Below are 26,371 nucleotides of genomic sequence, written 5' to 3'. Positions count from 1 at the left end.
GGCACCCCCGTGCAGAGACTTCTCCGACTGGCCGACGGGCCCGACGGGCCTTCCTGGTCCCCGTACCTGATGGTCGGCATCTTCGTCCTCGCCGCGATCGTCATGATCGGCCTGTACACCCGAAGCCGGCGACGGGGCAGGTAGGGAGTACGTCTGTGGGCGCCCTCCGTGGGCGCCCACAGTGCTGATCGAGGAGGACAGTCATGCATGCATGCTCTGGCAGGTCTGCTGGTCGCCGCTTTCGGAGCGGCCCTGGCCGTCTTCGGTCCTGCCTTCTCCGAAGATGTGAGAAGGGGCGCCGGCGCCCGGTTCGACAGAAGCAACGCCGTGGCTTTCCGAGTGATCGGAGGAGCACTCGCGATCATGGGCGTGCTCTATGCCGTCGGGGTGCTCGGTTGACCGAGCCAGGACCCAGCGGTGTCCCTTCCCGGCCGTCCTGCGGAATCGTCATTCCGGCTTTCGCCGTCTTCGGAGCCGTACAGGCCCGTAGAGGAAGTAGCAGGAAGCAGCAGGGCATCAGGGTTTGAGTGCGACTCCGCCGTACAAGGAGATCGGGGAGTCGGACGGGTCCTCGGGGCGCCACTCGGCCACCGAGACGATGCCGGGGTCCAACAGGTCGAGGCCGGCGAAGAACGCGCCGACCTCGGCGTGCGAGCGGGCCACCAGGGTCACCCCGCCCGCCGCGTACGCGGCGATGCCCCGCTGCACGTTCTCCGGTTCGAAGTCGGCGGTCATCGTGGACAGCACCAGCGCACTGCCCGGTGCCAGCGCGCCGACCAGGGTGCCGACCAGGTCGCGGGCTCCGTCGTCGTCTGCGACGAAGTGGAGCAGCGCGATGAGGGAGAGGGCCACCGGGCGGCCGAAGTCCAGCACGCGGGCGGCCTGTTCGAGGATGGTGCGCGGATCGCGGGCGTCGGCCTGCACGTACTCCGTCACGCCCTCGGGAGTGCCGCGCAGCAGCGCGTTCGCGTGGGCCAGCACGATGGGGTCGTTGTCGACGTAGACCACGCGGGCGTCCGGGGCGACGGACTGCGCGATCTGGTGCAGGTTCGGCTCGGTCGGTATGCCGGTGCCGATGTCCAGGAACTGGCGGATGCCGGCCTCCGCGGCCAGTGCGCGTGTGGTCCGGCGCATGAACGCCCGGTTGGCGCGGGCGGCCTTCGGGGCGGCGCCCCCGTCGATCGCCGCGATCTGCCGGCCCAGCTGCTCGTCGACCGGGTAGTTGTCCTTGCCGCCGAGGAACCAGTCGTACACCCGCGCCGGATGCGGCCTCGTGGTGTCGATGTCCTGGATGCCCGGCCCGGTCCCCGTCACGCGCTGCTCCTCCACCCGTCCGGTCCCGGTGGTCGCTCCGGGATGTGCGGGGAGCAGTCTGACACGATCACCCGGCGCGGCGCAGACGGCCTTCGGTCACCTGCTCGTCGAGCGCGGCCGGCACCAACGCGGCGGCCGGCCCGGCCGGTGACTCCGAACCGGCCGGGCCGGCCGCCGTGTTGGTGCGGCTACGGCTTGAGCGGGTCGTGGCCGAGCGTCATCAGCCGGTGCCGGCGGCGGGTGTCCTGCGGCGTGCTCTCCGGCTCGGGCTCGTTCTCCATGTCCACGAGGTCCCCGACCGTGTCGACGACCTTGTACATCACCCGGACGTCGTCGTCGGTGAGGTCGGTGCGGCGCTTCTGCAGGATCGCGAGGACGTGCTGCCCGGTGGGCGAGCCCGACTCCTCCGGCAGCGGTTCCGTGTCCTCGTGCGCGTCCCGGACCCTCAGCCAGGCCGCGAGTTCCGCCGAGGTCATGTTCACGACGCGGTGGAAGTCCTCCCACAGCGCCTCCATCTCCAGGGCGTCGGCCATGGGTCTCCCCTTCCGTGCGGGCGTGGGCGTATTAGCGGGACGCGTCGTCGCGCGGATGGTTCTCGGCCTGGAACATCCAGCGCTGCTTCTCCAGGTCGGCCGTGATGGAGATCAGCAGGTCCTGGGTGACCGGGTCGGCCTTCTCGGTCGCGTCGATCCGCTCGCGCAGCCGGCCGGCGGCCGCCTCCAGCGACTGCACCATCAGTTCCACGACCTCCGTGTCGCGCAGCCAGCCGTCCTTGGTGCCGGGCAGCGCGAAGGACGCGGCGATGGTCTCCGGCCGGCCGTCCGGCGGCACGCCCAGCGCGGCGGCGCGTTCGGCGACCGTGTCCGAATGAGCCCGGGCGGTTGCGACCACCTCGTCCAGCTGGAGGTGGATCGACCGGAATCGCGGACCGACGATGTTCCAGTGCGCCTGCTTGCCGACCAGCGACAGGCCGAGCAGGTCGACCAGGGTCTCCTGCAGGGCGGTCCCGGTGACGCCGAGCGCCTCCTCGGGCAGCGTGCTCTTGACCACGGTCATGGTGGGTGGATCCCCTTTCGTCAGCTGTCTGCGGTGATGTCCGAAAGGGCGGGTGCCCGGCCTCACGGGGCAGCAAACAGGCTGATCAGGGGGGCGGCAGCCGGTCCTGGGGGTGCGGCGTCCTTGCGGTCACACCGGCCGAGGCCGGTGTGGCCGGGCCCGAACCGACGGCTCCGTGTCCGGTGTGGCCGGGGCCGAACGCAGCGGCTCCGTGTCGTGTGGCGGGGGCCGAACGTGACGGCGCCGTGCCCGGCGGCCGCGTCGGCGAGGGCGTGCTCGCGGACGTGGTACATCTCTCCTCCCGCTGCCTCGGGAAGGCGCAGGGGAATCTTCCCTGGGGCCGGTCGGAGGTCTATAGTCGAAAACTAGCAGTGCTAATTAAGGTGCTGCATCGGTCCATGCTGATCCACAGCGTCGTAGGTCAGGAGTCACAGCCGTGCGTCCCGTCCACTTCGCGGCCGCCCGCCGCACCCCCATCGGCAAGCTGCGCGGAACCCTGTCGTCCGTCCGCCCCGACGATCTCGCGGCAACGGTGATCCGCCACCTGGTGGCCGAGGTGCCCGCGCTCGACCCGGCCCGCATCGACGACGTCTACTGGGGCGCCGCCAACCAGGCCGGCGAGGACAACCGCAATGTCGCCCGCATGGCCGCTCTGCTCGCCGGACTGCCCGACTCCGTGCCCGGCGCCACCGTCAACCGGCTGTGCGCCTCCGGACTCGAAGCGGTCACCACCGCCGCCCGGACCATCGCCGCGGGCGAGGCCGACATCGTGATCGCCGGCGGCTCCGAGTCCATGAGCCGCGCCCCCTTCGTCCTGCCCCGCCCCGACGAGGCCCTTCCGCCGCGCATCGAGACCCACGACACCCGGCTCGGCTGGCGGCTGGTCAACCCCGCCATGAAGGACCTGCACGGACTGCTCTCCATGGGCGAGACCGCCGAGGAGGTCGCCGCACGCTACGGCGTCTCCCGCGAGCGCCAGGACGAGTTCGCGCTGCGCAGCCACCAACGCGCGGCCGCCGCACGCAAGAACGGCTACTTCGACGACGAACTCCTGCCCGTCGAGCGCCCGGACGGCATCGTGGTCGAGCAGGACGAGTGCATCCGCGAGGACACCTCGCTGGAGAAGCTGTCCCGGCTCAAGCCGGCCTTCCGGCAGGGTGGCACGGTCACCGCGGGCAACGCCTCGCCGATGAACGACGGTGCGGCCGGTCTGCTGCTGGTCAGCGAGGAGGCCCTGAACGAGCTGGGACTGGAATCCCTCGGGCGCTATGCCGCCGGCGCCTCCGCCGGCGTCCACCCCGACGTCATGGGCATCGGCCCGGTCCCCGCCACCCGCAAGGCGCTGGCCCGGGCCGGCTGGGAGACCGCCGACCTGCAGGAGGCCGAGTTCAACGAGGCGTTCGCCGCGCAGGCACTCGCGTGCGTCGACCAGCTGGGCATCGACCCGGACCTGGTCAATCCCACCGGCGGTGCCATCGCCCTCGGCCACCCCCTCGGCTGCTCCGGCGCCCGCATCCTCACCACCCTGCTGCACCGGATGCGGCGCACCGGCGCGCAGCGCGGGCTGGCGACCATGTGCGTGGGCGTCGGGCAGGGGAGCGCGGTGCTGGTCGAGAGGCACTGAGAGTTCTTCGACGGGGGCTCCCCGCAAGGGGATTCGGTACCACGAGCCGCAGCAAGGAAACGGAGCAGCACCCCATGGCCACCCTGTCCGTCGCCGCCATCCTCGCCGAGAACGCCCGGCGTCACCCCGACAAGACCGCTCTCGTCGAGGGAGAACTGCGGCTGACCTTCGCCGAAGCGTGGCGCAGCGCGCTGGCCCAGGCAGGTGCGCTCACCGGTCTCGGCGTACGGCCAGGCGACCGGATCGCCCTGATGGCGCCCAACACCGCCGAGTTCCCGGTCGCCTACTACGCGATCGCCGCGGCCGGCGGTGTCGTCGTCCCCGTGCACCTGCTGCTGTCGGCCGGTGAGGTCGAGCACGTGCTCAAGGACAGCGAGGCCACCCTGCTGCTCGTCCACCCCACCAAGGAGGAGACCGGTCGGGCCGCCGCCGAGGCGGTGGGCGTGCCGGTGGTCACCCTGGGCGGCGAGCTGGAGAAGCTCGCGGCCGACGCCGAGCCGCTCCCGTCGTACGTCACCCGGGCCGCCGACGACCCCGCCGTGATCTTCTACACCAGCGGTACGACCGGCGTCCCCAAGGGCGCTGTCCTCAGCCACTTCAACCTGGTGATGAACGCGACGGTCAACGCCTTCGACGCCCATGACATCCGCAGGGACGACATCGCCCTCGGCGCGCTGCCCCTGTTCCACGCCTTCGGCCAGACGGTGTCGCTCAACTCCACCTGGCGGGCCGGCGCCACGCTGGTCCTGCTGCCCCGCTTCGACGCGGCGCGCGCGATCGAGCTGATGGTGCGGGAAGGGGTGAACACCTTCCACGGCGTGCCGACCATGTACGTCGCCCTCGCCGCCGCGGCCGCCGACGCCCCCGCGCTCCCCGCGCTGCGTGTCTGCGTCTCGGGCGGGGCCTCGCTGCCCGTCGCCGTACTGGAGCGGTTCGAGGCCGCGTTCGGCGCGCAGGTCTGCGAGGGTTACGGGCTGTCGGAGACCTCGCCGGCCGCCGCCGTCAACCAGCCCCTCTTCGGCACCAGGGCCGGCACCATCGGCCACCCGCTGTGGGGCATCGACGTGGAGATCGCCCGCGCCGAGGTGGAGGGCCGCATCGAACTGCTGCCGCCCGGCGAGCTGGGCGAGGTCGTCGTCCGCGGCCACAACGTCTTCTCCGGCTACCTCGGCCGCCCCGAGGCCACCGCAGAGGCACTGGTGGACGGCTGGTTCCGCACCGGGGACCTCGGCACCAAGGACGACGAAGGCTTCCTGCGGATCGTCGACCGCAAGAAGGACGTCATCATCCGCGGCGGCTACAACGTCTACCCGCGGGAGGTCGAGGAGGTCCTGATGCGCCACCCGGCGATCGCCCAGGTCGCCGTCATCGGCCTGCCCGACGACCTGCACGGCGAGGAGGTGTGCGCGGTCGTCGTCCCGGCGCAGGGCAGCGCACCGGACGCCGCCGCGGTCACCGAGTGGTCCAAGGAGCACCTGGGCCGGTACAAGTACCCGCGCCGGGTGGAGTTCACGGACGCCCTGCCGCTCGGGCCGAGCATGAAGGTGCTCAAGCGGGAGCTGCGGGCTCAGTACACGGGCCGCTAGGACGGAACCGCACCCGGTGCGGGGACCGAACCGCGAGACGCTCCTTACGCGTCCGCATGCATGCACCTACCATCGGTCTCCGCATGAACACGATGACGCTCTGGCACACAACCGGCTGGGAGTTCGCCGCCCTGGCCTTCGCGGCGCTGCTCGTCGGCTTCTCCAAGACCGCGGTCAGCGGGGCCAACACGGTCAGCCTCGCCATCTTCGCGGCCGTCCTGCCCGCCCGCGCGTCGACCGGCGTCCTGCTGCCCGTGCTGATCGCGGGCGACGTGCTCGCCGTCCTCACCTACCGGCGGCACGCCCACTGGCCCACCCTGTGGCGGCTGTTCCCGGCGGTCGCCGCGGGCGTGGTGGCCGGCACGGTGTTCCTGATGTGGGCCGACGACGGGATCGTCCGGACCTCGATCGGTGCGATCCTGCTGTTCATGGCCGGGGTCACCGTGTGGCGGCGCCGCCGCGAGGACGGCGGTACGGCGGACGAGCCGGATGCGGTGACGACCCGGGCGGGCCGGGTGAAGGCGCGGTCGTACGGCGTGCTCGGCGGGTTCACGACGATGGTCGCCAACGCGGGCGGGCCGGTGATGTCCCTGTACCTGCTGTCCGCCGGTTTCCGGAAGCTGGGCTTCCTTGGCACGTCGGCCTTCTTCTTCCTCATCGTGAACGTCGCGAAGGTGCCGTTCAGCGCGGGCCTGGGCCTGATCGACGGCCGCTCGCTGTTCCTCGACGCGGCGCTCGCGGTGTTCGTCGTGCCCGGTGCACTGTTCGGCAAGTGGGCTGTGAACAGGATCAACCAGCGGCTCTTCGAGCAACTGGTGATCGCGGCGACGATCGTGGGCGGCGTGCAGCTGCTCCTGCGCTAGGAAGTGGCGTCCGGATCAGGCCGGATCAGGTCGGATCAGGCCGCAGCGTCCGGTGCGGTGCCTCGCGCGGCGGAGGATCCCCCACGTACCGGTCGTACTCGGGTGATCCGACGACGCGGCGAGGGGCCGTGCCGTGCGTCGCGGACCCGGGCTGGTCCCGACGACACCCCTAGCCCGCACTGCCGGGCTTCTGCCCCAGCAGCTCCGGGACCTCCGCGAAGGAGTCCACCACGTGGTCCGGGGTGCCGCTCGCGTTCCGGTGCGTCTCCGGCTGGTACTTCCCCGTCTTCACCAGCACCCCGGTGATCCCGGCCCGCTGTGCCGCGAGCACGTCCGACTCGATGTCGTCGCCGACCATCAACGCCTGCTCCGCCCCCACCCCGAGCCGGGCCAGAGCCGCTTCGAAGAACGCCCGGGACGGCTTGCCCGTGACCTCCGCCTCCACCCGCGCCGCCCGCTCCAGCCCCAGCAGAAAGGCACCCGAGTCCAGCTGCAGCCCCGCGTCGGTCCGCCAGTACAGGTTGCGGTGCATGGCGACCAGCCGGGCACCCCGCTGCAGCTGGCCGAAGGCCCGGTTGAGCGCCGCATAGTCGAAGCCGGGCCCGGCCCCGCCGACCACGACCACATCGGCCCGGTCCTCGACCAGGGTGACGTCACCCAGATCCGCCTCGATGTCCCCGCTGTTGAGCAGCGCGACCCGGGCGCCCGGGAAGTGCTCGGCCAGATGGGCGGCGGTCACGGCGGGCGCGGTCAGGACGTCCTCGGCCGCCACCTCGAAACCGGCTTCCGACAGTGCCCCGGCGATCGACGCCCGGGACCGGGAGGTCGTGTTGGTCACCAGGGCCATCCCGAGCCCGGCCGCACGCAGGGCACGCAGCGCCTCCACCGCACCGGGCAACGGCTTCCACGACACGGTGAGGACCCCGTCGATGTCGATCAGGACGGCACGCACGGACGCCATGGACTCCATGCCCCGACCGTAGCGACCCGGACGGCCCGCCGCCCCCGTACGACCTCGCACGTGGCCGGCGTGGCGGGCGTACTGCGGGCGCCGGGCCTCAGTCCTGCGCCGGCCGTTCCCCGGCGGAATGCCGGCGCAGCAGATACGTGTCCATGATCCAGCCCTTGCGCTCCCGCGCCTCGGCCCGCACCCGTTCGATGCGCGGACCGGCCTCGGCGATCGGCCCCGAGACGAGGATCTCGTCCGGCGTGCCGATGTAGGCGCCCCAGTAGATGTCCATGTCCTCCCCGGCGTACCCCCGGAAGGCCTGGTGCGCGTCCAGCATCACGACCACGTCGTCCACCCCGTCCGGGAAACCTTCGGCCAGCCGCCGCCCGGTGGTGATCTGCACCGGCCGCGCCACCCGGTTCAGGCCCGTGCGATGCCGGGCGGCCAGCGCGGAGACACTGCTGATGCCGGGCACCACGTCGTACGAGAACTCCACCGCGCCGCGCTGCAGCACCTCCTCGAGGATCGCCAGCGTGCTGTCGTACAGCGCGGGGTCCCCCCACACCAGGAAGGCGCCCGTGCCGTCCTCGGCAAGCTCGTCGGCGATCAAGCGCTCGTAGATCCCGGCACGGGCGCTGCGCCAGTCCCCGACGGCCGGTGAGTAGGCCGAGCCACCCGCCTTCCGGTCCCGCTCCGGGTCACGGGCCTCCACCGTCCGGTACGACCCCGCCGGCAGATGCGCGTCCAGCATGTCCCGGCGCAGCTGTGTCAGATCGCTCTTCACCTCGCCCTTGTCGAGCAGGAAGAACACGTCGGTGCTCCGCAGCGCCTTGACCGCCTGCAGGGTCAGCTGGTCCGGGTCGCCCGCGCCGATACCGATGACATGAATCTTTCGCACGCCCCCGAGTCTGCCGCATCCCACCGACAGCGCGTCCACCGCCGCCGCACGCCCGGCAACGGCGCCCTGGTCAGGGGCCCAGCCGGGGCGCCTCGGCCTGCGCGTCCACCGGCGCCGAGTCCCGCTCCACGCGCCCGGCCAGCTCCCGCGCCCACCGGGCGAGGCCCGCCAGGTCCAGCCCGTACGGCCGGTCCTCGCCGCGCCCGGTCTCCCACTCCTCGACCGCCCCCGCGCCGCGCCTCAGCAGCCGGGCCCCGCCGACGGTGTTCCCGCGGGCCGCGTGGGTGAGCCCCACCGCCAGCTGGGCGAGCCCCCGCCACAGGGCGCGCTCGTCCTCGGGGCCCGACTTCCAGGCGTCCTCGAACACCTCGTGGGCGTGGAACGGCCTGCCCGCGGCCAGCAGTGCCTGCGCCTCGGCGACCGTCTCCGCGGGCGCCCGCAGGACCCCCTCCGGCTGCCGAGGCACGCCCTCGGCGCCGTACGGCAGCGGGCGCCCCAGTCCGTCCCGGGGCCGCGCGTTCCGGGCCCGTCCGGCGGTGTCCCGGTCCCTGGCATCCGATGCGCCCGCGTTCGTCATAGGCCGATTGTCCCCCGCCCCGTGCGGACCTTCTTCGGCCCACCCCGGGACGTGGGGTAAAGTGCTGTTCGCACGATCACGCGGGCTACCGCGTGCGAGGGCAACGGGACGTGGCGCAGCTTGGTAGCGCACTTGACTGGGGGTCAAGGGGTCGCAGGTTCAAATCCTGTCGTCCCGACGTTGTTCACCAGCGGGTTTGCCGACATTGGCAGACCCGCTGGTTGCGTTCGTGCGACAGGTGACGGCGGCGTGACGGCACCACGCCACGGCCTTCGCGACTTCCACCCGAGGCGCCGGACCGGGACCACGAGTTCCGACGAGGCGGGCCGATCACGGGTACGTGTCGGCGGCCCCTGCGCGGACGGCCGCCTCGCCGCGGTGAAGCCGATGACGTCGGTCACCACATGCAGGGGGGAGTGGGCGAGGTCAGCCGCGTTCGACCGTGATCGTCGGCCGGCTGCCCGGGGTGGCCGCCAGCCACGCCCGGCCGGCTGTCCTGCGTACGACGCGCGCGCCACCCTCGGCCGTGATCCGCCGGCTGCCCCGCGGCAGGGACAGCACCGTCAGCTGGGAGCCGTGGGACGCCGCCCGGTAGGTCAGCCGGTACACGCCGGAGACGGGGTCGTACGCCGCCGAGCGGATCGTGCCGGCCACCGTCTCGGCGTACGGCTCGGCGGTCAGGTCCTTGTTGGTGCGGAAGGCGCCGGTGTCGTCCACGGCGCAGTACCCGCCGCCGTAGCACCACACGTAACCCGCCCAGCCGGAGGAGTAGCGGCCCAGGGAGGCCATCGCGTCGCGGTAGAAGCGGTTCATGTTCGGCAGGGTGTTGTTCAGCGGACCCCATTCGCCGACCACGACCGGGACCCGGTAGCGCTTCGGGTACTCGGTGACGGCCCGCTCGTACGCCTCGATCCAGCCGGCACCGGGATCGTAGTCGCCGCCCGCCTCCATCGTGCTGTTGTAGAAGTGCGGCGCGTACACGACCCGGGGATCGTCGATGCGGCCGAGGCCGGTCGGCACGCCCTCGCCCACGACGGGGGTCGGCTCGACGAACACCCAGGCGTCCTCGTCCTGTGAACGGACGGCGTCCGCGAGGCGGTTGTACATCGGGGTGAGCTGGTCGCGTTCGATGCGGCGGGCCGCCGACGCCAGATCCTCGCCCGCTCGCAGCTCGCCCATCGGCTCGTTGACGAGGTCGTAGCCGAGTACGGCGGGATGGCGGGCGAAACGTGCGGCGAGTGTCCGCCACATCCGCGCCTGGGCGGTGCGGAGGTCCGGGTCGTCGTAGAGGTGGGTGAAGGCGCGCTGCACGGCGGGCTCGAAGTACTCGGCGAACCAGTCCTCCGGATGCCTGTCGAAGGGCAGGCCGTCGGTTCTCGTCGCCCATCCGGGGACACCGCGGTGACCGAAAGCGGGGCCGAAGACGTCCTGGTGGGCGTCGATGACGACCTTCACGTCGTAACGCTCGGCCCAGTCCAGGACACGTTCGATGCGGCGCAGGTAACCTCGGCTGTACCGTCCCGGCGCCGGCTCCAGGTCGTCCCAGAAGACAAGCAGCCGGGCGAAGTCGAAGCCCTGGGCCCGCATGTCGCGCAGATGGCGTTCGGTGACGGCGGACAGGGCCTCGTCGCCGCGGTGCGTCTTGTCCTCGATGTTCCAGCCGTGCAGAGTGAGCGTGCGCCCCTGACGGTCGGTGAGCCGGGGTACCCCGTCCACCCCGTCCACCCCGTTCACCCCGGTCTCGACGGCCGGGGGCTGCGCGGTCCTCGCCGTCCGCCCGGTCTTCGCGGTCGACCCGGCCTCCGTGGCTCCCCCCGTCTGCCCGGCACGGGCGCCGACGGGGGCAAGCAGCGTGGCGACGACCGCGCTCGCCGTCAGGATCGCTCGCAGCACAGGAGACCTCCGGGCCGACGGTGTTCGTGGTGCCGCGCATCCCATCAGCAGCCGCGGAAGTATTCAAGTGCCTTGACTGCGAAGGTATTTCGGCTGACCGTCCGCGGCCGGCTCCGGCAGCGCCCCTCAGCCCTTGCTGGAACCCAGGGTCAGACCGCTGACGAACTGGCGCTGGAGCACGAAGTACACGATCAGGGTCGGGATCGCGGTCAGCAGGGCACCGGCGGCGACCAGGTTGGGGTCGGTGAAGTACTGGCCGGAGAGGTTGTTCAGGGCCGAGGTGACCGGCATGTTCTCGCCGGTGGAGATCAGGACGAGGGCCCAGAAGAAGTCGTTGTAGATCCAGATCGACAGCAGCGTCGCGAGGGCGGCCATCGCCGGCTTGCACAGCGGCAGTGTGATCTGCCAGTACAGCCGCCACACCGAGGCGCCGTCGACCAGCGCGGCCTCCGTCAGCTCGTGGGGCAGCGAGCGCATGTAGTTGCTCAGCACGAAGGCGCAGAAACCGGACTGGAACGCCACGTGGATCAGGACCAGGCCCAGCGCGGAGTCGTACAGCTTGCCGCTCGCCGTGATGCCCGGCAGGTCCGTGAGCAGGTACAGCCGGTACAGGGGGGTGATGACGACCTGCTGCGGCAGCAGGTTGCCCGCCGTGAACACCAGCAGCAGGGCGAGGTTGACGCGGAAGTCGAACCGGCTGACGTAGAAGGCCACACAGGAGGACAGGAACAGCGTCAGCAGGACCGCCGGGACCGCGATCACCAGCGTGTTGCCGAAGTAGTGCATCATGTCCGACTGCTGGAACGCGTTCGTGAAGTTCTCGAAGCTCAGCCGGTCCGGCCAGGAGACGTAGCCCTTGGCACTGGTCTCGCTGTACGGGCGCAGGGCCGAGAAGACCGCCCACAGCAGGGGCGCCAGCCAGGCCAGGGCGGTACCCGCGAGGAAGACGTGCAGCAGGACGCGGGCGGGGCGGACCGGGGCGCGCCGCTTCGGCACGACGGTGGTGCTGCTCATGCGCGCCGCTCCTTCCGGAAGGTGGCGATCAGGTACGGGATGATCACCGCGAGGGAGATGACCAGCAGGACGACGGCGATGGCCGACCCGTAACCGATGCGGCTGGACTCGCCGATGATGTTGTTGGTGACCAGGATCGACAGCAACTCGGTGCCCTGGGCGCCCTTGTTGAAGACGAAGACCAGGTCGAAGGCGCGCAGCGCCTCGATGATGGTGACCACCAGGACGACCGTGTTGGTCGGGCGCAGAGTGGGGAAGATGACGTGTCGGAACGTCTGCCACTCGCCTGCGCCGTCCAGCGCGGACGCCTCGCGCAGCGACGGGTCGACGCTCTTCAGACCGGCCAGGTACAGGATCATCATGTAGCCGGTGTGCCGCCAGGACGCGGCGATCAGGACCGCCCACAGGTTGAGGTCGGGATCGCCGATCCAGTCGATGTAGTGGCCGGGCTCGTTGGCGCCGATGATGCTGTTGATCAGCCCGGTGTCCGGGTTGTACACCAGCTGCCAGACGAAGCCGATGCACGCCATCGAGATGACGACGGGCAGGAAGAACGCCGTCTGGTAGACGCGGGTGAACCGGATCCGCTTGTCCAGCTGGACGGCGAGGAACAGGCCGAACGGCGTCGGGAGCAGGATCAGCACCACGAACCAGATGACGTTGTGCTGGACGGCCGGCCAGAACTGCGGGTTCTCGGTGAAGAGTTGTCGGAAGTTGTCCAGGCCGACCCACTTGATCGAGTCGAATCCGATGCCGTCCCAGGTGGTGAAGGCGAGGAAGACCGAGGCGATCGCGGTGACCCAGACCAGGATCACGTGCAGGACGGTGGGCACACCGGCCATCACGGCGAGCGTGAACCGGTCACGGCGGGTCAGCAGGCGCCGGTGGCCGTGCGTGACCCGCTTCTTCTCGGGCGCGGTGCCCGGAGCCGGCACGGCCGCCGTCTCCGGGCTCTTCGTCGTCGTATCGGTCGTCATCGGGCCGCTCACGAGGACGCGAAGATCGTCTTCTTCTGGCGCTCGACGGACGACAACAGGCCGTCCACGCCCTTGGGGTTCTGGAGGAACTTCTGCAGGCCGGGCTGCATCACCGTGGAGGTGAAGTCGGGGCGGCTGTCGCGGTCCATGAACTGAGTGAGGCTCTTGGCACCGCCGATCATCTCGAACGCCTTCTTCTGCAACGCCGAGTACGCGGAGGTGTCGGCCTTGGCGGAGGCGGCCACCACGCTCGGGTCGGTCTTGAGATACAGCTCCTCGGCCGCCGGGCTGCCCAGGTACTCCAGCAGCTTCACGACGCCGGCGTGGTTCTTCGGGGACTTGCTGACCATGAAGCCGTCGGTCGGCGCCTCCACGGTGTCCTGGCCGTACGCGGAGTTGATCTCCGGGAAGGGGAAGAAGTCGAGGTCGTCCAGGTCGGCCTTGTTCGTGAACTGCTGGGCCACGAAGGAGCCCAGGAGGTACATGCCCGCCTTCTTGGACACCAGGGTCTGCGCGGCGTCCTGCCAGGTGCGGCCCATGAAGCCGTCCTGGTGATAGGGGAGGATCTCGGCCCAGTGGTCGAAGACGTCCTTCACCTTGGCGTCGGTCCAGGAGGCCTTGCCGGCCATCAGCTCGACGTGGAAGTCGTAGCCGTTGAGGCGGAAGTTGATCTGGTCGAAGGTGCCCATCGCGGGCCAGGCGTCCTTGTCGCCGAAGGCGAGCGGGACCAGGCCGTCCTTCTTCATCTGCTTCAGCAGGGCGACGAAGTCGTCCCAGGTGGCGGGGACTTGGTAGCCGTGCTGCTGGAAGACGCTCTTGCGGTAGAAGATCGCCCAGGGGTACGTCGTCAGCGGCACGAAGTAGTACTTGCCGTCCTCGCCCTTGCTGAGCTTCTTCATCGCCTCGGGGAAGTTGTCCCCGATCGTCGCCCACACGTCGTCGATCGGCATGGCCAGCTTCTTCGCCGCGAAGAACTGCATGCGGTAACCCGCGAACCAGTTGAACACGTCGTCCGGAGTGCCCTGCAGGTACGAGTTGATCTGCTCCTGGAAGGTGTTGTGGTCCTTCGTGTTCACATCGACGGTGATGCCGGACTGCTTCTTGAAGGCCGCGTAGACGCTTTCGAAGGCCTTCTTCGGCACCGCGTCGGAGGCGTTGGAGCCGAGGGTGACGGTCTTCGGATCGGAGGAGGAACCGCTGCCACCGCAGGCGGACAGCAGGGGTATGCCCGCCCCGGTGAGCAGGGCGGCGCCGCCCGCTCCGCGCAGCAGTGAACGACGGCTGGGACCCGGGACGGAGAGACCGGAGGGGGAGAGGCGCATGGCGGCTCCTGAGGGGTACAGGGTTCGGCCAAGGGGATGAGTTGATCACCAGAAGGTCTTCGAAACCGCTCAGAAACCAACTCGACCGAACATCGTGGGCGTAATAACAGCCCCATGTCCGCTCATGCGTCAATAGCTCCGGTGGCACTGGGGTGTCTCTTGCCCGAAACGTAATCGTCACTGTCACCTGCATCGTTGGCGGACAGCAGACAAAACGGCCCCCGTGGCACCGGAGGCCGCGGGGGCTGTGTGAAAGAGGTGGTTCCGTTTCAGGTCCTGACCAGCAGCTGGAACTCGAAGGCGTACCGGGACGCCCGGTACACGTGACTGCCGTACTCCACCGGCCGGCCGGAGATGTCGTAGGCGGTGCGCTCCATGGTGAGCAGGGCCGCGCCCTCCGTCTCGTCCAGCAGGGCGGCCTCCTCGGCGTCCGCGCCGCGGGCGCCGATGGACTGGCGGGCGCTGTGCAGGAAGATGCCGGCCGAGCGCAGCATGCGGTACAGGCCCGTGGACTCCAGCCGGCCGGTGCCGAGTTCGAGCAGGGACGCCGGCAGATGGTTGCGCAGGAACGCCACCGGCCGGCCGTGGGTGCAGCGCAGCCGCTCCAGCAGGACGACCTCGGTGCCTTCTGCGAGGGCCAGGGCGGCGGCCACGTCGGCGGGTGCCGGGATGCGCTCGTTGCGCAGTACCCGGGTGGTCGGTCCCTGTCCGGCCGACTCCAGGTCGTCGTAGAGGCTGCTCAGCTCCAGCGGGCGTCTGACCTTGCTGTGCACGACCTGTGTGCCGACCCCGCGGCGGCGCACCAGCAGCCCCTTGTCGACCAGGCTCTGGATCGCCTGGCGGACGGTGGGCCGGGACAGTCCGAGGCGCACGGACAGGTCGATCTCGTTGCCGAGGAGGTTCCCGGGGGTCAGTGCCCCGCGCTCGATGGCCGCCTCCAGTTGCCGGGCGAGCTGGTGGTAGAGCGGCACCGGGCTCGAACGGTCCAGGGTGAAGGTGAGCGAGTCGAGTGCGTGATCACCCGGTGCCGTTCGCTGTGGCGTGCGGTGTACTGGGCTCATGCCTCTCAGGTGTAGGTCCGGGAAGGCGAGGGTGTCAATGGTTTGTACTTACATTCGGACCACCTCGTGAAATGATGTCTTAACAAAGTATTGACAGCGGGCCCGGCAGAGGCTTGTATCCCGTCCCAACGCAACAGCGTCCCTTGCCCCGTCGCACGCACAGTGAGGTGCAGGAAAGATGGACCGCTCTTCTCGTCCCCGCTCCCGCAGACTGGCCCCCGTCGTCGCCCTGGCCGCTGCGACAGCCCTCACCCTCGCCGGCTGTTCCAGCAGCTCCGGCGGCAAGAAGGCCGAGGAGGGAGCGGCGAACGCCTCCGCGGGCAAGGCCGACACACCCCGCATGACCGTCGCGCTGATCACCCACCAGGCGCCCGGTGACACCTTCTGGGACACCGTCCGCAAGGGCGCCGAGGCCGCGGCGGCCAAGGACAACGTCAAGCTCGTCTACTCCGCCGACCCGAACGCCGGCAACCAGGCCAACTATGTGCAGAACGCCATCGACCAGAAGGTGGACGGCATCGCGGTCACGCTGGCCAAGCCCGACGCGATGAAGGGCGTGATCGCCAAGGCGCAACAGGCCGGCATACCCGTGGTCGGCCTCAACTCGGGACTGAGCGACTGGAAGCAGCTCGGCCTGCTGGAGTTCTTCGGACAGGACGAGAGCGTGGCCGGCGAGGCGTTCGGCAAGAAGCTCAACACCACCGGCGCGAAGAAGATCGTCTGCGTGATCCAGGAGCAGGGCAACGTGGGCCTCACCCAGCGCTGCGACGGCGTGAAGAAGACCTTCAAGGGCACCACCGACACCCTGTACGTGAACGGTACGGACATGCCGTCCGTGAAGTCGACGATCACGGCGAAGCTGAAGCAGGACAACGCCATCGACACGGTCGTCACGCTCGGCGCCCCCTTCGCCCTCACCGCGGCCCAGTCGGTGGACGACGCGGGCAGCAAGGCCGAGGTCGCCACCTTCGACCTCAACAAGGACCTGGTCAAGGCCGTCCAGGACGGCACCATCGAGTTCGCCGTCGACCAGCAGCCCTATCTCCAGGGCTACCTGGCGGTCGACTCGCTGTGGCTCTACAAGAACAACGGCAACTACAGCGGCGGCGGTGAGCAGCCGGTGCTGACCGGCCCGGCCTTCGTCGACAAGTCCAACGTCGACAAGGTCGCCGAGTTCGCCGCGAAAGGCACCCGGTGATGAGCATGGCCCAGCAGGCTGAGCCGGCGGTGGGCAGGCCGCCGGCGTCCGGCCCGAAGGACAAGGACGGCCGCACCGCCCGGCGCCCGCTGGCCCTGCGCCTGCTGGCCCGGCCCGAGGTCGGCGTCTTCCTCGGCGCCGTCGCCGTACTGATCTTCTTCCTGATCGCAGCACCCACGGTCCGCCAGGGCAGCTCGATGGCCACGGTGCTCTACCAGTCCTCGACCATCGGGATCATGGCTCTCCCGGTGGCCCTGCTGATGATCGGCGGCGAGTTCGACCTCTCGTCCGGCGTCGCCGTGATCACCTCGGCGCTCACCGCGAGCATGCTCAGCTACCAGCTGACCCTCAACGTGTGGACCGGCGTGATCGTCGCACTGATCGTGTCCCTCGCGATCGGGGCCTTCAACGGCTGGATGGTGGTCAAGACCGGGTTGCCCAGCTTCCTGGTCACCCTCGGCACCTTCCTGATCCTGCAGGGCGTCAACCTCGCCGTGACCAAGACGGTCACCGGCAACGTCGCCACCGACGACATCAGCGACATGGACGGCTTCGACCAGGCCAAGCAGATCTTCGCGTCGTCCTTCGACGTCGGCGGGATCGAGGTGAAGGTCACCGTGGTCTGGTGGCTGGTCTTCGCGGCCCTCGCCACCTGGGTGCTGCTGCGCACCAAGTACGGCAACTGGATCTTCGCCGTCGGCGGCAACAAGGAAAGCGCCCGCGCCGTCGGTGTCCCGGTGAAGTTCACCAAGATCACCCTGTTCATGCTGGTCGGCTTCGGCGCCTGGTTCGTCGGCATGCACAACCTGTTCTCGTTCAACACCGTGCAGTCCGGCGAGGGCGTCGGCCAGGAGCTGATCTACATCGCCGCGGCCGTCATCGGCGGCTGTCTGCTCACCGGCGGCGCCGGCTCCGCGATCGGCCCGGTCTTCGGCGCGTTCATGTTCGGCATGGTGCAGCAGGGCATCGTCTACGCCGGCTGGAACCCGGACTGGTTCAAGGCCTTCCTCGGCGTGATGCTGCTCGGCGCCGTCCTGATCAATCTGTGGGTCCAGCGCACGGCGACCCGGAGGTGACCGATGACTGACAAAACGACCGGAACCCACGGCGCCGTCCTCCAGGACAGCACCCCCGCCCCGGACGGTCCCCTGGTCGAACTGCGCGGCGCCGGCAAGTCCTACGGCAACATCCGCGCCCTGCACGGCGTCGACCTGAAGGTGCACGCCGGTCAGGTCACCTGCGTGCTCGGTGACAACGGCGCCGGCAAGTCCACCCTCATCAAGATCATCTCGGGGCTGCACCAGCACACCGAGGGCGAATTCCTGGTGGACGGAGAGCCGGTGCGCTTCACCACCCCGCGCGAGGCCCTCGACAGGGGCATCGCCACCGTCTACCAGGACCTGGCCACCGTCCCCCTCATGCCGGTGTGGCGGAACTTCTTCCTCGGCTCCGAGATGACCAGGGGCCCCTGGCCCGTCCGCCGACTCGACATCGCCCGCATGAAGAAGACGGCCGACGAGGAACTGCGCAACATGGGCATCGTCCTGGACGACCTGGAACAGCCCATCGGCACCCTCTCCGGCGGCCAGCGGCAGAGCGTGGCCATCGCCCGCGCCGTCTACTTCGGTGCCCGCGTCCTCATCCTGGACGAGCCCACGGCCGCCCTCGGCGTCAAACAGTCCGGCGTGGTCCTGAAGTACATCGCCGCCGCCCGCGACCGCGGCCTGGGCGTCATCTTCATCACCCACAACCCCCACCACGCCTACATGGTCGGCGACCACTTCAGCGTCCTGCGCCTGGGCACCCTCGAACTGTCCGCCTCCCGCGACCAGGTCAGCCTGGAGGAACTGACCAACCACATGGCCGGCGGCGCCGAACTCGCCGCGCTCAAGCACGAACTGGCGCAGGTACGCGGCGTCGACGTGGAGGAACTGCCCGAGGAGGGCGACCTCACCGCACCCGTGGCGACCTCCCCGGAAGGAACCACCTGACCATGGCGCACTCCGCACCGCTCGACCGCATCCGGGTCGGCTCGGCCCCCGACTCCTGGGGCGTCTGGTTCCCCGACGACCCCCGGCAGGTTCCCTGGGAACGCTTCCTGGACGAGGTCTCCGAGGCCGGCTACGACTGGATCGAGCTAGGCCCCTACGGTTACCTCCCCACCGATCCGGCGCGGTTGACCGAGGAGGTGGCCAGGCGGAACCTGAAGGTCTCGGCGGGCACGGTCTTCACCGGCATGCACCGCGGCCCCGCCGTCTGGGAGGAGACCTGGGCGCACGTCAGCCAGGTCGCCGCGCTCACACAGGCGACGGGGGCCGGGCACCTGGTGGTGATCCCGTCCTTCTGGCGGGACGACAAGACCGCCGAGATCCTCGAGCCGCCCGAGCTGACCGCCGAGCAGTGGGCGCACCTGACCAAGGGCATGGAACGGCTCGGCCACGAGGTCAAGGAGACGTACGGCCTGGACATCGTCGTGCACCCGCACGCCGACACCCACATCGACACCGAGGAACACGTCGAGCGCTTCCTGGACTCGACCGACTCCGAACTGGTCAGCCTCTGCCTGGACACCGGGCACTACGCCTACTGCGGCGGCGACAGCGTCAAACTGATCGAGACCTACGGTGAACGCATCGGCTATCTGCACCTCAAGCAGGTCGACCCGGACGTCCTCGCCGAGGTCGTCGCACAGGGGGTGCCGTTCGGGCCGGCCGTGCAGCGCGGGGTGATGTGCGAACCGCCGTCCGGTGTCCCGGAGCTGGGCCCGGTGCTGGAGGCTGCGCAGGAACTGGGCGTGGACCTGTTCGCGATCGTCGAGCAGGACATGTACCCGTGCGAGCCGGACAAGCCGCTGCCGATCGCGGTGCGCACGCGGCGTTTTCTGCGGTCCTGCGGGGCCTGACGGACCGCGACACCCTTTGGACGGGCCGGATCCTGCGCAGTTGCGACGGATTCGGCCCGCGTGTGTCCGGGAACCAACCGGGGCACGCGGGCGTTGTGGAGGGTGACCGGGGGGAGCCCGCGGAGACGGGAGGACGAGATGACACATCGCACGGAACCTCGCAAGACGCCCCAGGACGCCGCCGACGCGGCGTCCTCGCGACGCGACCGCTTCGGCTCGCTGCCCGAGCGGATACGCCCGGAGGACACGGTGGAGACCAAGGCGGCGACGGTGCCGGACCCGGCGCGGGACACGTACAACCCGGACGAATGGCTGATCCGGTACTGCGGTTAGGGGTGTCGTTCGGATCAGGTCGGACCAGGCCGCGGCGTCCGGTGCCGTGCATCGCGAGGCGGGGGACCTCCGGCGTACCGGGCGTACTCGGGTGATCCGACGACGCGGAGAGGTGCCGTGGCGGGCGCCGCGGGCCCGGGCCGATCACACCGACACCCCCCTGGACGCGCATGCGGCGCCGGGCATCCGCCCCGGCGCCGCACCGCGCTTCCGCCCTCGGGCTCAGCCCTGGCGCACCTCCGCCAGCGTCACCGGCCGGTGCTCGTGCAGGGACAGGGTGCAGGCCTCGGCGATCCAGCCGGCCTCCAGCGCGTCCTCGACGGTGCAAGGGGAGGGCCGGGTGCCCGCCACGACCTCGGTGAACGCGGTCAGTTCGGCGCGGTAGGCGTCGGTGAAGCGGTCCATGAAGAAGTCGTGCGGGGTGCCGGACGGGAAGGTCACGCCGGGCTCGACCGAGCGCAGCGGCAGCTTGTCGTCCAGGCCGACGGCGATGGAGTCCGTGAAGCCGTGCAGCTCCATGCGGACGTCGTGGCCGCGCCCGTTGTACCGGGAGTTGGACACCACCGCGATCGTGCCGTCGTCCAGGGTGAGGACCGCCCCGGTGCTGTCGGCGTCGCCCGCAGCCCGGATGTAGTCGGCGCCCCGGTTGCCGCCGACCGCGTACACCTCGGTGACCTCACGGCCCGTGACCCAGCGGATGATGTCGAAGTCGTGCACGGAACAGTCCCGGAAGATGCCGCCCGACGCGGCGACGTACGCGGCGGGCGGCGGCGCCGGATCCAGGGTCGTGGACCGGACCGTGTGCAGCTTGCCCAGCTCGCCGGCCCGTACGGCGGCCCGTGCGGCGGCGAAACCCGCGTCGAAGCGCCGGTTGTAGCCGATCTGGATGGGCACGCCGCTGTCCCGCACGGCCTCCAGCACCGCGACGCCCTCCGCCATGGTGCGGGCCACCGGCTTCTCGCAGAAGACCGGCACCCCGGCCTGCACACCGGCCCGGATCAGCGCCGGATGGGCGTCGGTGGCCGCCGCGACGACGAGGCCGTCCACGCCGGCCGCCAGCAGGGCCTCCGGCGAGTCCGCGACCTCGGCCCCGAACCGCTCGGCGGCGGCCTTGGCGGCGTCCGCGAGCGGGTCGGCGACGACGAGCGACCGAACGGCGTCCAGTCCGGAGAGGGTCTCGGCGTGGAAGGCGCCGATGCGGCCGAGGCCGAGGATTCCGATACGCATGTGCTCCGCTGCTCCTTGTGCTTGTTGCTGACCGTTGCCTGGCGTGCTTCGTTGTTTCCCGCTGCCTGGCGTGCTGGTTGCCGACCGTTGCCCGGCGTGCCTGGTTCCTGTCCCTCGCCGGGGCTGCGCCGCGCACTGCCGCCGTCCACGGGCTCGCTCTCGAGCGCGGGACGGGCCGCATCCCCTCAGTCCAGCCCGCCCAGGACGTTCTGGTCCCAGTCGATCACCGAGCCGGTGACCACGCCGGACCGGTCGGACAGCAGGAAGACCACGAAGTCGGCGATTTCGTCCGGCTGGCCGAGCCTGCGCATCGGCAGCCGGGCCGCGGCCTGCTCCTGCCAGCCGTCACCGGCGCCGTGGAAGGTGCGCTGGGTGGCGTCCTCGCCCTCCGTCGCGGTCCAGCCGATGTTCAGGCCGTTGATCCGGATCCGGTCCCAGCGGTGGGCGTGCGCCGCGTTACGGGTGAGGCCCACCAGGCCGGCCTTGGCGGCGACGTACGGCGCGAGGAACGGCTGCCCGCCGTGCGCCGACGAGGTGATGATGTTGACGATCGTGCCCGGCGCCTTGCGGGCCGTCATGTCGGCGACCGCCGCCTGCATCGCGAAGAACGGCCCCTTGAGGTTGACCGCGATGTGCGCGTCGAACAACTCCGGCGTGGTGTCCAGCAACGTGCCCCGCGAGGTCAGCCCGGCCGAGTTCACCAGGCAGTCGATGCGGCCGTGGGCGTCCACCACCTCGGCGACCGACGCCCTGGCCTGATCGGCGTCCGACAGGTCCGCCTGGAGGTACATCGCCTTGCCGCCCGTGGCCGCCAGCTCCGCCACCAGTGCCTCGCCCGGCTCGGGGCGCCGTCCGGTCACCGCCACGGCCGCACCCTCGCGCACGCAGGCCCGCGCGACGGCGGCACCCACGCCCTGGCTGCCACCGTTGACGAGCACGACCTTGTGGTCGAGAAGTCCCATGCCCGGTCCGCCCTTCAGCTCTCGCGCCGCTCGGCGGCGGCCCTGAGCCGCGCGCGCAGCCGCCCGGGCGTCCACGCCTCACGCACCGCCCGCCGTACCAGGTCCGCCTGTGACGGCGGGGCCAATCCGTCGACCGGCGGATCGCTGTCGAGATTGGTGGGGAACGGGTAGCCCTCGGCGCTCGCGGCGATCACGTGCTCCAGCCACTCCTGCGAAGCGCCCTCGGCCCTGCGCCTGAGCAGCACCGGGAAGACCGCGTTCGCCACCGCCTCGCGGTCGACGGTCTCCATCGCGCGCCCGAACGCGGAGGACACCTGGAGCAGGTTGGCCGTCCGCCGCAGGGCCGCCGTCCGGTTGGTGCCGGCGGCGTGGAACAGCGCGGGGTTGAAGAAGACCGCGTCGCCCTTCTCCAGCGGGAGTTGCACGTGGTGCTCCTCGAAGTACGCCTGGAACGCCGGGAGCCGCCAGGCCAGATAGCCGGACTCGTACGCCTGGGAGTACGGCAGGTACAGCGTCGGACCCGACTCCACCGGCATGTCGCAGTGGGCGACCGCGCCCTGCAGGGTGAGCACGGGGGAGAGGCGGTGCACATGGGCCGGGTAGGCGGCCGCCACCGCGTTGCTCAGGAAGCCGAGGTGGTAGTCCCGGTGCGCGGTCTGGCCCGCGCCGCCCGGGTTGACGACGTTGACCTGCGAGGTGACCTGGTAGCCGGGGCCCAGCCAGGCTTCCGACACCAGCGCCAGGACCTCGTTCGCGTAGTAGCCGGCGAACGCCTCCGGGTCGTACAGGGCCGTCTTCTCCAGCGCGTTCCACACCCGGTCGTTGGCGCCGGGCCGGGCGAAGTGGTCGCCGGCCTGCACGCCGCAGGCCCGCTGTTCGGCGATCAGCGCCTCGAACACGGCCGTGACCCGGTCGACCACCACCGGATCGGGGAAGGCGCCCTGGACGACCACGATCCCGGGGCCGTCGGTCAGCGCCCGCACCAGCTCGGCCCGCAGTGCAGCGCGGCCGGCGGCCGTGCGCAGCCGCTCACCCTCGTACACGAGGACGTTCTCGCGCACCGACTGCGCGTGCGGGTAGTCCGCGGGGTGCGTCGTCCGGTCCACCAGGGCGCGGAAGGCATCGAGGTCGCAGTCCTGCTCGGACAGCCAGGCACGGCGGGGCGGGGAGGTGACGGACATCGGTGTCCTTCTTTCGGTCACAGGAGCGACTCGGTCCTGTCATTCTTGTCAGTACAAACCCCTCGAACAATCAGCAGACAGCCATCAAAAACCCCTCAAGGAGCCGGTCCGTGGGCCATCCGTTCCCGATCCGGGAGATCGCACGTCAGGCGGGACTCAGCGAGGCCACCGTGGACCGGGTCCTGAACGGCAGGGGAGGGGTGCGCGAGAGCACCGCGCAGGAGGTGCACCGGGCCATCGCCGATCTCGACCGGCAGCGCACCCAGGTCCGGCTGGTCGGCCGCTCCTTCATGGTCGACATCGTGGTGCAGGCACCCGAGCGGTTCACCACCGCCGTACGCGCCGCCCTGGAGGCCGAGTTGCCGGCACTGCACCCGGCGGTGGTCCGCTCCCGGTTCCACTTCCGCGAGACCGGTCCCGCCGATGAGCAGGTCAGGACGCTGGACCGGATCGCCCGGCGCGGCTCGCAGGGCGTGATCCTCAAGGCCCCGGACGTCCCCGAGGTCACCGCGGCCGTCGGCCGGCTCACCGCCGCCGGTATCCCGGTCGTCACCCTCGTCACCGACCTGCCCGCGAGCGGGCGCGTCGCCTACGTCGGCATCGACAACCGGGCGGCCGGGGCCACCGCCGCCTACCTGACCGGCCAATGGCTCGGCGACCGGCCCGGCAATGTGCTCACCAGCCTCGGCAGCGGCTCCTTCCGCAACGAGGAGGAGCGCGAGATGGGGTTCCGCAGTGTGATGCGGGCCCGCTACCCGGAGCGGACGCTCGTCGAGATCGCCGGGGGACAGGGCCTGGACGCCACGCAGTACGACCTGGTGCGCGCCGCCCTGGAACGCGACCCGGAGATCCGGGCGGTGTACTCCATCGGCGGCGGCAACGACGCCACCCTGCGCGCCTTCGCCGACCTCGGCCGGGCGTGCGCGGTGTTCGTCGCGCACGACCTCGACCACGACAACACCCGCCTGCTGCGCGAGCACCGGCTGTCCGCGGTGCTCCACCACGACCTGCGGCACGACCTGCGCGAGGCCTGTCACGAGGTGATGCGCTTCCACGGCGCACTGCCGCCCGCGGGACCGCTGCTGCCGTCGGCGATCCAGGTGGTCATCCCGTACAACATGCCTACGGGCTGACCCATCGGCCGCTCTCCGCCGACTCCGCCATGGCGTCGAGCACGGCCGCGCTGTGCACCGCGTCGGCGAGCGTGGCGCCGTACGGGGTGCCCTCGGAGACGGAGCGCACGAAGCGGTAGGCCTCGATCACCTTCAGGTCGTCGTAGCCCATCGCGTTGGCCGCGCCGGGCTGGAACGCGGCGAACTCGCCGGCGCCCGGGCCGACGTACACCGTGCTGACAGGCTGGTCCTGGTAGGTGGTGCCGCGGCTCACCGCGAGTTCGTTCATGCGGCGGAAGTCCCAGAACACCGCGCCCCTGGTGCCGTGCACCTCGAAGCCGTAGTTGTTCTGCTCGCCGACCGAGACCCGGCAGGCCTCCAGGACCCCGCGAGCGCCGGAGTCGAACCGCAGCAGGCAGCCGACGTAGTCCTCGTTCTCGACCGGGCCCGGCTCGCCGCCCGAGGCCAGGGCGTGGCCGGCTGTCGCGCCTGCCGGACGGGCGCGCTCCGGCAGAAAGATCGCGGTGTCGGCGGTGAGCGAGGCGATGTCACCGAGCAGGAAGCGGGCCAGGTCGGCGCCGTGCGACGCCAGGTCGCCGAGCACCCCCCTGCCGCCGCGCTCACGCTCGTACCGCCAGGTCAGGGCGCCGTCCGGATGGGCCGCGTAGTCGCTGAACAGGCGGACGCGGACATGGGTGACCGCGCCGATGTCGCCGGAGGCGATCAGTTCACGGGCGGCCTCCACGGCGGGCGCGTTGCGGTAGTTGAAGCCGACCGCACCCTGTACGCCGGCCTTGGCGACCGCGTCGGCGACCGCGCGGGCGTCGTCCGCGGTCAGACCGACCGGCTTCTCGATCCACAGGTGCTTGCCGGCCTCGGCCATCGCCACGCCGATCTCCCGGTGCAGGAAGTTCGGCGCGGTGACGCTGACGGCCTGTACGCGTGGGTCGGCCACCACCTCGCGCCAGTCGCGGGTCGCCGAGGCGAACCCGAACCGCTCGGCGGCCTCCTCGGCCCGCCCCGGCACCTCCTCGGCGACGGTGACCAGCCGGGGCCGCAGCGGGAGGTGCGGATAGTGGTGCGGAAGCCGGGCGTACGCCTGGGTGTGCACCCGGCCCATCCAGCCGAACCCGACGACGGCGACACCGAGCGCATCCACCATGGCAGCCTCTTTCCAGCAGTTTGGACCGGTCCATCTTCTGTCCCGCTCACCTTTGTGCGGACATACCTGAGGTGTCAACCCTTTGACAGGGCGGCACGCCGCATGGAACGGTCCATGGCATGCGACCGCCGACGATCCGGGATGTGGCCGAACGGGCCGGAGTGTCGAAGTCGCTGGTCTCCCTGGTGCTGCGCGGCTCGGGACCGGTGCGCCCCGAGAAGCGGGAGGCGGTCCTGCGGGCCGTGCGCGAGCTGGGCTACCGGCCCAACGCGGCGGCCCGCAGCCTCAGCGAGCAGCGCACCCGCACCGTCGGCGTCCTTCTGGACGATCTGCGCAACCCCTGGTTCGTGGAGCTGCTCGACGGTCTCAACTCGCTGCTGCACGCGGCCGGTCTGCACATGCTCCTCGCGGACGCCCGCCTGAACCGGCGGATGGGCCACGACCTCGCCGAACCCTTCCTTGACCTGGGCGTCGACGGCCTGGTGGTGGTCGGCACGGTCCCGGACGCGGGCGAGCTCGGCGCGCTCGCGCGCCGGATGCCGGTGGTCGTGGCGGGCGCCCGCGAACCGCAGCCGCCGGGCGTGGATGTGGTCGCCGGGGACGACGAGCAGGGTGCCCGGCTCGCCACCGAGCATCTGCTCGGGCTCGGCCACCGCCGGATCGCGCACCTCGCGGGGCACGGCACCGTCGGCGCGCTGCGCCGACGCGGCTTCGAGACGGCGATGCGGGCACAGGGCGCCGAGCCGCTCGTGGAGCCGGGCGATCTGACCGAGGAGGGCGGGCACCGGGGGGCCGTACGCCTGCTCAGCCGCCCCGAGCCGCCCACGGCGCTGTTCGCCGTCAACGACATGGCCGCGGTGGGCGCCCTCTCCGCGGCCGGGGAGCTGGGCCTGCGGGTGCCCCACGACCTCTCGGTGGCCGGGTACGACAACACCAGCATCTCCCGGCTGCGGCACCTCTGGCTGACCACCGTGGACACGGCCCCGCACGAGGCCGGCCGGCGCGCCGCCCGCTGTCTCCTGGACCGCCTGGCCGGCCACGGGGGTACGGGGGCCGTCCACCTGTCGTCGCCGACGCTCCAGGTGCGGGGGACGACGGGACCGCCGGCCGGGGGCGCCGGCGAGTCCGCTCGCTAGGGCCCTCTGCCCGGGGCGGCGGGC

The 26,371-nt window shown here is 71.0% G+C and carries 27 protein-coding genes and 1 tRNA gene; 13 read left to right on the top strand and 15 right to left on the bottom strand.

All coding sequences use genetic code 11. The annotated features are described in order from the left end of the window. Positions 1 to 9: 9 nt before the first annotated feature. Entirely contained in the window at positions 10 to 144 is a 135-nt protein-coding gene (locus ACZ4SF_RS10940) for a hypothetical protein (protein ID WP_468381276.1), read from the top strand. Between the two features lie 63 nt (positions 145 to 207). Next, positions 208 to 399, top strand: coding sequence for a hypothetical protein (locus ACZ4SF_RS10935; protein ID WP_468381273.1), 192 nt, complete (start codon positions 208 to 210; stop codon positions 397 to 399). 117 nt (positions 400 to 516) lie between these two features. Here ACZ4SF_RS10935 and ACZ4SF_RS10930 read toward each other — a convergent pair whose 3' ends face one another. The 3 genes from ACZ4SF_RS10930 to ACZ4SF_RS10920 form a co-directional block, all read right to left on the bottom strand. Beyond that, complete coding sequence (locus tag ACZ4SF_RS10930; RefSeq protein WP_468381270.1) at positions 517 to 1,314, bottom strand: SAM-dependent methyltransferase; 798 nt, start codon at positions 1,312 to 1,314, stop codon at positions 517 to 519. A 188-nt stretch (positions 1,315 to 1,502) separates the two neighbouring features. Next, positions 1,503 to 1,847 (bottom strand): DUF3140 domain-containing protein, encoded by a 345-nt coding sequence (locus ACZ4SF_RS10925; RefSeq protein ID WP_468381267.1) that lies wholly within the window; start codon positions 1,845 to 1,847, stop codon positions 1,503 to 1,505. Between the two features lie 31 nt (positions 1,848 to 1,878). Next, complete coding sequence (locus ACZ4SF_RS10920; RefSeq protein ID WP_468381264.1) at positions 1,879 to 2,370, bottom strand: Dps family protein; 492 nt, start codon at positions 2,368 to 2,370, stop codon at positions 1,879 to 1,881. A gap of 436 nt (positions 2,371 to 2,806) precedes the next feature. On the opposite strand from ACZ4SF_RS10920, the gene ACZ4SF_RS10915 reads away from it, so the two are divergent. The 3 genes from ACZ4SF_RS10915 to ACZ4SF_RS10905 all read left to right on the top strand — a co-directional run bounded on the left by ACZ4SF_RS10915 (position 2,807) and on the right by ACZ4SF_RS10905 (position 6,443). Continuing rightward, positions 2,807 to 3,994, top strand: a complete 1,188-nt coding sequence (locus ACZ4SF_RS10915) for a thiolase family protein (protein WP_468381262.1) — start codon at positions 2,807 to 2,809, stop codon at positions 3,992 to 3,994. A 74-nt stretch (positions 3,995 to 4,068) separates the two neighbouring features. Then, positions 4,069 to 5,580, top strand: a complete 1,512-nt coding sequence (locus tag ACZ4SF_RS10910) for a long-chain-fatty-acid--CoA ligase (protein WP_468381259.1) — start codon at positions 4,069 to 4,071, stop codon at positions 5,578 to 5,580. A gap of 83 nt (positions 5,581 to 5,663) precedes the next feature. Beyond that, entirely contained in the window at positions 5,664 to 6,443 is a 780-nt protein-coding gene (locus ACZ4SF_RS10905; protein ID WP_468381256.1) for a sulfite exporter TauE/SafE family protein, read from the top strand. Between the two features lie 169 nt (positions 6,444 to 6,612). Here the strand turns inward: ACZ4SF_RS10905 and ACZ4SF_RS10900 are convergent, their stop codons facing one another. The 3 genes from ACZ4SF_RS10900 to ACZ4SF_RS10890 form a co-directional block, all read right to left on the bottom strand. Further along, positions 6,613 to 7,404: a TIGR01458 family HAD-type hydrolase gene (locus tag ACZ4SF_RS10900; protein WP_468382471.1), complete on the bottom strand. Its 792-nt coding sequence runs from the start codon at positions 7,402 to 7,404 to the stop codon at positions 6,613 to 6,615. A 97-nt stretch (positions 7,405 to 7,501) separates the two neighbouring features. Next, complete coding sequence (gene cobF / locus ACZ4SF_RS10895) at positions 7,502 to 8,290, bottom strand: precorrin-6A synthase (deacetylating) (RefSeq protein WP_468381252.1); 789 nt, start codon at positions 8,288 to 8,290, stop codon at positions 7,502 to 7,504. A gap of 70 nt (positions 8,291 to 8,360) precedes the next feature. Next, the gene (locus ACZ4SF_RS10890; RefSeq protein WP_468381249.1) at positions 8,361 to 8,867 is read right to left on the bottom strand and encodes a DUF309 domain-containing protein; all 507 of its coding nucleotides are present in this window, start codon (positions 8,865 to 8,867) and stop codon (positions 8,361 to 8,363) included. A gap of 104 nt (positions 8,868 to 8,971) precedes the next feature. Between ACZ4SF_RS10890 and ACZ4SF_RS10885 the strand changes: the two genes are divergently transcribed. Beyond that, positions 8,972 to 9,045 (top strand) — tRNA-Pro (locus ACZ4SF_RS10885). Between the two features lie 248 nt (positions 9,046 to 9,293). On the opposite strand, the gene ACZ4SF_RS10880 is transcribed toward ACZ4SF_RS10885, so the two are convergent. From ACZ4SF_RS10880 to ACZ4SF_RS10860, 5 genes are all read right to left on the bottom strand, one after another. Next, on the bottom strand, positions 9,294 to 10,805 hold the full coding sequence (locus ACZ4SF_RS10880; RefSeq protein ID WP_468381247.1) for a cellulase family glycosylhydrolase: 1,512 nt from the start codon (positions 10,803 to 10,805) through the stop codon (positions 9,294 to 9,296). 81 nt (positions 10,806 to 10,886) lie between these two features. Next, entirely contained in the window at positions 10,887 to 11,774 is an 888-nt protein-coding gene (locus ACZ4SF_RS10875) for a carbohydrate ABC transporter permease (RefSeq protein ID WP_468381244.1), read from the bottom strand. Further along, a complete protein-coding gene (locus tag ACZ4SF_RS10870; RefSeq protein WP_468381241.1) occupies positions 11,771 to 12,751 on the bottom strand; it encodes a carbohydrate ABC transporter permease in 981 nt (326 codons plus the stop codon). The genes ACZ4SF_RS10875 and ACZ4SF_RS10870 overlap by 4 nt, the downstream gene beginning before the upstream one ends. An 8-nt stretch (positions 12,752 to 12,759) precedes the next feature. After that, entirely contained in the window at positions 12,760 to 14,073 is a 1,314-nt protein-coding gene (locus tag ACZ4SF_RS10865) for an ABC transporter substrate-binding protein (RefSeq protein ID WP_468381237.1), read from the bottom strand. A gap of 269 nt (positions 14,074 to 14,342) precedes the next feature. Beyond that, entirely contained in the window at positions 14,343 to 15,134 is a 792-nt protein-coding gene (locus ACZ4SF_RS10860) for a GntR family transcriptional regulator (RefSeq protein ID WP_468381233.1), read from the bottom strand. A 178-nt stretch (positions 15,135 to 15,312) separates the two neighbouring features. Between ACZ4SF_RS10860 and ACZ4SF_RS10855 the strand changes: the two genes are divergently transcribed. The 5 genes from ACZ4SF_RS10855 (at position 15,313) to ACZ4SF_RS10835 (ending at position 19,567) form a co-directional block, all read left to right on the top strand. After that, positions 15,313 to 16,332 carry a sugar ABC transporter substrate-binding protein gene (locus ACZ4SF_RS10855; RefSeq protein WP_468381230.1) on the top strand — a complete coding sequence of 340 codons (1,020 nt, stop codon included), beginning with the start codon at positions 15,313 to 15,315 and terminating at the stop codon, positions 16,330 to 16,332. Then, positions 16,332 to 17,408, top strand: coding sequence for an ABC transporter permease (locus ACZ4SF_RS10850; protein ID WP_468381228.1), 1,077 nt, complete (start codon positions 16,332 to 16,334; stop codon positions 17,406 to 17,408). Before ACZ4SF_RS10855 ends, ACZ4SF_RS10850 begins: the two co-directional genes overlap by 1 nt. 3 nt (positions 17,409 to 17,411) lie before the next feature. Further along, positions 17,412 to 18,323 carry an ATP-binding cassette domain-containing protein gene (locus ACZ4SF_RS10845; protein WP_468381225.1) on the top strand — a complete coding sequence of 304 codons (912 nt, stop codon included), beginning with the start codon at positions 17,412 to 17,414 and terminating at the stop codon, positions 18,321 to 18,323. A gap of 2 nt (positions 18,324 to 18,325) precedes the next feature. Beyond that, complete coding sequence (locus ACZ4SF_RS10840) at positions 18,326 to 19,234, top strand: sugar phosphate isomerase/epimerase family protein (RefSeq protein WP_468381223.1); 909 nt, start codon at positions 18,326 to 18,328, stop codon at positions 19,232 to 19,234. 138 nt (positions 19,235 to 19,372) lie between these two features. Continuing rightward, on the top strand, positions 19,373 to 19,567 hold the full coding sequence (locus ACZ4SF_RS10835; RefSeq protein WP_468381220.1) for a hypothetical protein: 195 nt from the start codon (positions 19,373 to 19,375) through the stop codon (positions 19,565 to 19,567). A 222-nt stretch (positions 19,568 to 19,789) separates the two neighbouring features. On the opposite strand, the gene ACZ4SF_RS10830 is transcribed toward ACZ4SF_RS10835, so the two are convergent. The 3 genes from ACZ4SF_RS10830 to ACZ4SF_RS10820 form a co-directional block, all read right to left on the bottom strand. Continuing rightward, a complete protein-coding gene (locus tag ACZ4SF_RS10830; protein ID WP_468381217.1) occupies positions 19,790 to 20,794 on the bottom strand; it encodes a Gfo/Idh/MocA family protein in 1,005 nt (334 codons plus the stop codon). A 185-nt stretch (positions 20,795 to 20,979) separates the two neighbouring features. Further along, a complete protein-coding gene (locus tag ACZ4SF_RS10825; protein ID WP_468381214.1) occupies positions 20,980 to 21,756 on the bottom strand; it encodes an SDR family oxidoreductase in 777 nt (258 codons plus the stop codon). A gap of 14 nt (positions 21,757 to 21,770) precedes the next feature. Next, the gene (locus tag ACZ4SF_RS10820) at positions 21,771 to 22,937 is read right to left on the bottom strand and encodes a phytanoyl-CoA dioxygenase family protein (protein ID WP_468381212.1); all 1,167 of its coding nucleotides are present in this window, start codon (positions 22,935 to 22,937) and stop codon (positions 21,771 to 21,773) included. Positions 22,938 to 23,047: 110 nt separating this feature from the next. Between ACZ4SF_RS10820 and ACZ4SF_RS10815 the strand changes: the two genes are divergently transcribed. Further along, positions 23,048 to 24,070, top strand: a complete 1,023-nt coding sequence (locus ACZ4SF_RS10815) for a LacI family DNA-binding transcriptional regulator (protein WP_468381209.1) — start codon at positions 23,048 to 23,050, stop codon at positions 24,068 to 24,070. Here the strand turns inward: ACZ4SF_RS10815 and ACZ4SF_RS10810 are convergent. Then, positions 24,060 to 25,211, bottom strand: a complete 1,152-nt coding sequence (locus ACZ4SF_RS10810) for a Gfo/Idh/MocA family protein (protein WP_468381206.1) — start codon at positions 25,209 to 25,211, stop codon at positions 24,060 to 24,062. The two genes, ACZ4SF_RS10815 and ACZ4SF_RS10810, sit on opposite strands and share 11 nt — an antisense overlap. A 119-nt stretch (positions 25,212 to 25,330) precedes the next feature. On the opposite strand from ACZ4SF_RS10810, the gene ACZ4SF_RS10805 reads away from it, so the two are divergent. After that, complete coding sequence (locus ACZ4SF_RS10805; protein WP_468381203.1) at positions 25,331 to 26,347, top strand: LacI family DNA-binding transcriptional regulator; 1,017 nt, start codon at positions 25,331 to 25,333, stop codon at positions 26,345 to 26,347. Positions 26,348 to 26,371 lie beyond the last annotated feature (24 nt).

This window comes from Streptomyces sp. NPDC027663, assembly GCF_055566415.1.
The sequence above is the reverse complement of the archived record's forward strand: the minus strand, read 5'-3'. Positions and strand labels throughout refer to the sequence as shown.